This is a genomic window from Staphylococcus edaphicus, assembly GCF_002614725.1.
Classification (GTDB): Bacteria; Bacillota; Bacilli; order Staphylococcales; family Staphylococcaceae; genus Staphylococcus; species Staphylococcus edaphicus.
Genome location: NZ_MRZN01000027.1, coordinates 25,245 through 31,452, shown reverse-complemented (window position 1 = coordinate 31,452; position 6,208 = coordinate 25,245). Strand labels below are relative to the sequence as shown.

The window sequence follows — 6,208 nt, the reverse complement described above, 5'->3', positions numbered from 1 at the left end:
CACTTCCACCTGAGTGTCCTGGATTCTCACTACTTCCACCATGATCATTTGGCTTATCTGGATTTTCGGTTCCTCCACCACTTCCACCTGAGTGTCCTGGATTCTCACTACTTCCACCATGATCATTTGGCTTATCTGGATTTTCGGTTCCTCCACCACTTCCACCTGAATGTCCTGGATCTTCACTGCCTCCGCCTTGTCCATTCGAGTTATCCTGGTCTTCTGATCCTTCTTCATTACCACCTGGTTGTTCGGGGTCTTCATTACCGCTATCTTGTTCATTCGAGTTATCCTGGTCTTCTGAACCTTCTTCATTACCACCTGGTTGTTCGGGATCTTCACTACTGGCATCTTGATCATTCGAATTCTCTGAAACTTCAGTTGGTTGGTCTTCATTATTACCATTCGGTTCTTTCGAATCATTTTGTTTGTTCATTTCATCATCTTTTTTAATTTTAGCTGAATCATCAACGTTATCTAATGCCAAGTCTTCTGTATCTACTTTAGGATTTCCTGGTGTGCTTTGTTTATCAGTAATTTCAATATTAAGTCCTTGTTGACTAACGTCAGTACCCCCATTTTTTTCAATAGACTTCGTTAACATTTCAGACTCTTTTTGTTTCAATGGAAGTGACCTATTTAGAGAACGGTTTATACTAGGTATTTGTTCATTTATATCTAAATCACTATTCTGATTCGCATACTTTCTATTAGAAGCAAATCCATCAGTGCTGTCATGTTTATTTGGTTCACTACTATTGAACTCATTCTGATTTACTTCACTTGCTTGTTGCACGGATGCTTGTGTTGGTTTTGCTACTAATGATGTGCTTAAAGCTATTGCAAAACTTGAAATTACAAATTTATGAGAAATATACCGTTTCATATCTTCACCTCCAACTTAAAATTCAACTCTATTTATGTTTAGTATATAGAAAATAATAGATTTTTTCATTAAAAGTCGGTTTTTGAAAGAAAATATTAATACTTTTGAAATTTTATGTAAAATCCTATTTACAAGGTTAGGTATAATTATTATACTAGATATATAAAATAAATTATTTTGAAGGAGATTGACTCATGGGATTATTTTCAAAAAACGCATCAACTTTAGAAACATTACAAAACGCAATTGAATCAAGACGTACTATATATAGTTTAGAAAAAGAAATTTCAATTTCTGATGATGAAGTTGAGAATATTATAGAACATGCTATTAAACATGTACCTTCTTCATTTAACTCACAATCTACACGTATTGTTTTATTATTAAATGAAAACCACGATAAATTTTGGGATATTACTAAGAGAGAACTTAAAAATGCAATGGGACCTGATCGTGAATTCCAAGCAACTGCTGATAAAATAGATAATTTCAAACATGCTCACGGTACAATTCTCTATTTTGAAGATCAAGAGGTTGTAGAGGGGTTACAAAATCAAATGCCAAATTATGCTGAAAACTTTGCAATTTGGTCGAACCAAACAAATGCAATGCATCAATTTGCAATTTGGACAGCATTATCAACAAAAGAAATTGGTGCATCTTTACAACATTATAATCCACTAGTAGATGTTGTAGTGGCCGAAGCTTTTGATATACCAAAATCATGGAAACTTGTTGCACAAATGCCATTTGGTAATGTACGTGAGCAAGCAGGAGAAAAAGCATTTCATGATGTTAACAACCGTTTCTTAGTTAGAAAATAAGTTTATTAACACTTATATAAATAGCTTCAAATAAAATTAGCGAGGTTGAGACATTAAATATATTGTCCAGCCTCTTTTTTATTTACCTTTTGAACTAATTAATTGAAAGCGTTAGAACTTTGAATTATCAGAATAATTTTAGTATATTTAGACAAAATAGTATTTAAGGGGCGATAAATATGGATATAGAAATTTTTCAATTTAAAGTAGAACCAGCCAATCCCGATTTAAATGAAGAGACGATTTCCAAGTGGTTTTCAAACTATGTAACAACTGATACTGATGTCGTAGTGTTACCAGAAATGTGGAATAACGGTTACGCCCTACCGCAACTAAAAGAATTATCTGATAACCAATTGACACGCAGTTTTGAGTTTATTTCAAAACTTGCAATAAAGTATCATGTCGATATTATTGCTGGTTCTGTTTCTAATACTATGAAAGATGAGGTATTTAATACAGCTTTTGCTGTTTCGAAAAATGGTTACTTATTGAATAACTACGATAAAGTACACTTAGTACCTATGTTAGATGAACCAAGCTTTTTAAATGCAGGAAATGCGGTTCCCGAACCATTTAATCTAACAAATGGTGCCATTGTGACACAAATTATTTGTTATGATTTACGTTTTCCTGAACTATTGCGTTATCCAGCACGTAAAGATGCTCAAATCGCTTTTTATGTAGCTCAATGGCCGCTAGTAAGGTTGGACCATTGGATAGCACTTTTAAAAGCACGTGCGATTGAGAATGATATGTATGTCATTGGATGTAATGGATGCGGTGATGATGGTCAAACTGAATATGCGGGACATTCCATAGTAATCAACCCAAATGGCGAAATCATATCACAATTAGATGATAAACTCGGTCATATAACTTGTCAGATTGATTTAGAAGCTGTTGCCAAACAAAGAGATGCCATACCTGTATTTAAAAATTTGCGTCCACAACTATATAAATAACACAAAAATAAACCGTGAGCTTGGGAGGGACTCACGGTTTTTGTAACTTATTATTAAGGGAATGTTTTTACAGTTATTTCTCTATCTATTTTTGGGGATGTTATTAATTATGAAAAAATTTAGTGAATTTACCGATTAAAATGATAAATTGAATGATGTTTACGATAGCTTACATGTTAAAACTTTAAATTGTCTCTGTTATAGACAATGTTAAAATGATATTTGAATTGAGACTGGGAATGTTCTACAAATTCAAATTTGGGATTGCTTAATTTGATTAAGCGCGTTGTGTACCTAAAAGTATTATTTTACGAAATCACTAATTACTGCTGAGAAATGGTTTGTCACTACATCAGCCTCCTCTTGTTTGTATTCAATTAATTGAAAAACGAGTACTATTCATGTAACTATAACAACTATACGAAGAAAGTACAGTTACAATGTTAGTGTGTTCATTAGACCCCTGCTCAAAAGTCTAATCAACTTCATCATTCAAACAAAATTCAAACAAATTTGATTAAATGATTTGTAAAATGTAATCACTTCTTTGTGATACAAGTACATTAAACCATGATTTCTTTTCTTAGAGTTAAAAAATCCCTAACTTGATAAAATTCATTCCTAAATGTTTATGAAAATATGATAAAATTAGTCAGATAATAATTTTAAACAGTTGGGAATTTAAAATATACAGTTACGCAATAAGACGCATAAAACTTAATTACAATTGTATAATACGAGTAAGGAGAGAAACCAATTATGGTAAAATTTATTGATGATACAATAGACAACTTTGCTAAACAACTGCAACATCGAAACAACCTCGACCACATCGAATATTTAAAGATGCGCTTAGGTATGCAGGTTGTCGTTAGTAACATTTTAAAAACAATCGTTATTTACGGGGTTTCAATCCTTTGTCATCTCTTTTTATACACACTGACTGTACATTTATCATTTTTTTTAATTAGATATTTTGCGCATGGTGCACATGCAAAAAATTCATTAGTATGTTATTTAGAAAGTTTGTTTTATTTTGTTTTACTTCCTTGGATAGTCGGGTATATACAAGTGTCTTCAATCGTTATGTATCCATTAGCCATAATTGGACTAGTGGTACTTATAAAATACGCACCTGCAATAACCAAAAAACAACCTGTTCCAGAACGACTAAGAAGAGGAAAAAAAGTAAAAGCAATTTTTGTAACCTTATTATTGTTGATACTGTCTATTTTCTTAAATGAACCTTATCAACAACTTATGTTATTAGGCATTATTATTATTTCTATCTTACAATTTCCAATATTTTTCCCTAAGGAGGATAATTAATTATGAATATCTTTGAAACAATTTTTACTTTTATCGCTAAATTTTTTGCTGTAATCGGAGCAATGTCAGGAGTTAGACCATGTACTGCGTATGCGGACGAGCCAGAAATTCCTGAAGAATTAACAAAACTTTACGAATAATAGTTACTTAGAAAGTGTGTATAATATGGCAATATTTATTTCAATATTTTTATCTTTGTTACAGGCTATTCTTTTGTTTTACAATATGAAGTTTTTAAATGGTATTTCTTTTACCAAAAGGGATTATATTTCAATTATTGGGATTATAATCCCTTCTACTATTTTATTCTTGTTTATAGACTCACAAGCAATAATTTTTCTATTTATTGCAAGCCTTGTTTTTATGTATTTCAAAAGAAAATTTATTGGTATTGTTTCTGCCTTAATTTGTTTTTTCATCTTATATATGGCTAATTTTACAAGTCTATGGCTGAGTAGTTTAATTGTAGATGTAATAGTAATAAAATATAATTTCTCAATATTTTTCGCAATTACATATACAGTTTTTTCTTTAATTTATGCCTACATATCTAAGTTTTTTATAAAACAATTAACTTTTTCTTATTTATCTTTAAATAAAGTGTATTTAATTTTAGTTAGCTTATTTTTATTAACCATATTAGGATTAATTTATTTTTATATTCCAAATCAAAATGTTTCATTTGGTGATGCAAAATTTATTTCGATATTATATGCTATCGTAATTATCACGACTGCGATACTTATCATTACTATTTCCTTCAGTATCGTGCGTCAAATACAATACAAACGCAATATGCAAGAAATTGAGAATTATTATAAATACACATTACAAATTGAAAAAATCAATCATGAAATGCGTAAATTCAGACATGATTATGTTAATATCTTATCCACTTTATCTGATTTTATAAGGGAAGAAGATATGGATGGGCTTCGAGACTATTTCCGTTCGGAGATATTGCCTATGCAGGATAGCATGCAAATGAATGCCATTAAAATCAATGGCTTAGAAAACTTACATGTACGAGAAATTAAAGGCTTGTTGACAACAAAGATTTTACAAGCACAAGAAAAAAATATCCGCATCAGTATAGAAGTACCTGATGTCATTGAAAAAATTGAAATGCCAACGATTAATTTAAGTAGGATTATTGGTATCATCCTAGATAATGCGATTGAAGCCTCAGAAAAAATTCAAGATGAGTCATTGATTCGCATCGCATTTATTAAAAATGAAGATGAATCTGTTATGTTTATTGTCATGAATAAATGTGAACCAGATATGCCCAAAGTACACACCCTATTCCAAGAGAATTTTTCTACAAAAGGGAAAAACCGAGGCCTTGGCTTATCTACTTTAAAAGAATTGACGGATTCTACAACCAATGTTTTATTAGATACAACTATTGATAACAACTACTTTATTCAAAAGGTAGAAATTTTAAATTCTGATTCATAAGGATGTGTAACTATGAAAATATTCATTTGCGAAGATGATGAAAGACAACGCGAACACATGGTTTCTATTATCAACAACTACATCATGATTGAAGAAAAACCAATGGAAATAGAAGTGGCTACTGCGGATCCTTATGATGTCTTAGAACGTTCAAAGAATCTAAAAGACATAGGATGTTACTTCTTAGATATTCAGCTCGAAGCTGATATCAACGGTATCAAACTGGCTAGTGAGATTCGAAAACATGACCCAGTGAGTAACATCATCTTTGTTACGAGCCACAGTGAATTAACTTACCTTACCTTTGTTTACAAGGTTGCTGCGATGGATTTCATCTTTAAAGATGATCCTGATGCATTAAAATCAAGAATTATTGATTGTCTTGAAACTTCGGAGTCACGTTTAAAACTCCTATCTAAAAAAAGCAGTGTTGAAACAATAGAGTTAAAACGAGGAAGCAATTCGATTTATGTACAATACGACGATGTCATGTTCTTCGAGTCTTCTACCAAGTCTCATCGTTTGATTGCACACCTCGATAATAGGCAAATTGAATTCTATGGTAATTTAAAAGAGCTAGATCAACTCGATGATCGTTTTTTCAGATGCCATAATAGCTTTGTTGTAAATCGTCATAATATTGATTCAATCGACTCAAAATCACGTGTGGTTTACTTTAAAAACAATGAACATTGTTACGCTTCTGTTAGAAATGTAAAAAAAATATAATACATAAAAAACCA

Annotated in this window: 6 protein-coding genes and 1 pseudogene; 6 read left to right on the top strand and 1 reads right to left on the bottom strand. The window is 31.2% G+C overall.

Features of this window, described 5'->3' with window-relative positions:
* Positions 1–886 (bottom strand): annotated as a pseudogene (locus tag BTJ66_RS12350) (hypothetical protein); the annotation flags it as partial.
* Between the two features lie 194 nt (positions 887–1,080).
* Here BTJ66_RS12350 and BTJ66_RS12345 point away from each other — a divergent pair.
* The 6 genes from BTJ66_RS12345 to agrA all read left to right on the top strand — a co-directional run bounded on the left by BTJ66_RS12345 (position 1,081) and on the right by agrA (position 6,194).
* Positions 1,081–1,710 carry a nitroreductase family protein gene (locus tag BTJ66_RS12345; protein WP_099091244.1) on the top strand — a complete coding sequence of 210 codons (630 nt, stop codon included), beginning with the start codon at positions 1,081–1,083 and terminating at the stop codon, positions 1,708–1,710.
* Positions 1,711–1,889: 179 nt separating this feature from the next.
* Positions 1,890–2,675 carry a carbon-nitrogen family hydrolase gene (locus BTJ66_RS12340; protein ID WP_099091243.1) on the top strand — a complete coding sequence of 262 codons (786 nt, stop codon included), beginning with the start codon at positions 1,890–1,892 and terminating at the stop codon, positions 2,673–2,675.
* A gap of 759 nt (positions 2,676–3,434) precedes the next feature.
* Positions 3,435–4,004, top strand: a complete 570-nt coding sequence (locus tag BTJ66_RS12335; RefSeq protein WP_099091242.1) for an accessory gene regulator AgrB — start codon at positions 3,435–3,437, stop codon at positions 4,002–4,004.
* 2 nt (positions 4,005–4,006) lie between these two features.
* Complete coding sequence (agrD, locus tag BTJ66_RS12330; protein ID WP_099091241.1) at positions 4,007–4,144, top strand: cyclic lactone autoinducer peptide AgrD; 138 nt, start codon at positions 4,007–4,009, stop codon at positions 4,142–4,144.
* 25 nt (positions 4,145–4,169) lie between these two features.
* Positions 4,170–5,465 carry a quorum-sensing sensor histidine kinase AgrC gene (gene agrC / locus BTJ66_RS12325; protein ID WP_099091240.1) on the top strand — a complete coding sequence of 432 codons (1,296 nt, stop codon included), beginning with the start codon at positions 4,170–4,172 and terminating at the stop codon, positions 5,463–5,465.
* 12 nt (positions 5,466–5,477) lie between these two features.
* A complete protein-coding gene (gene agrA / locus BTJ66_RS12320; RefSeq protein ID WP_099091239.1) occupies positions 5,478–6,194 on the top strand; it encodes a quorum-sensing response regulator AgrA in 717 nt (238 codons plus the stop codon).
* The last annotated feature ends 14 nt before the right edge of the window (positions 6,195–6,208 follow it).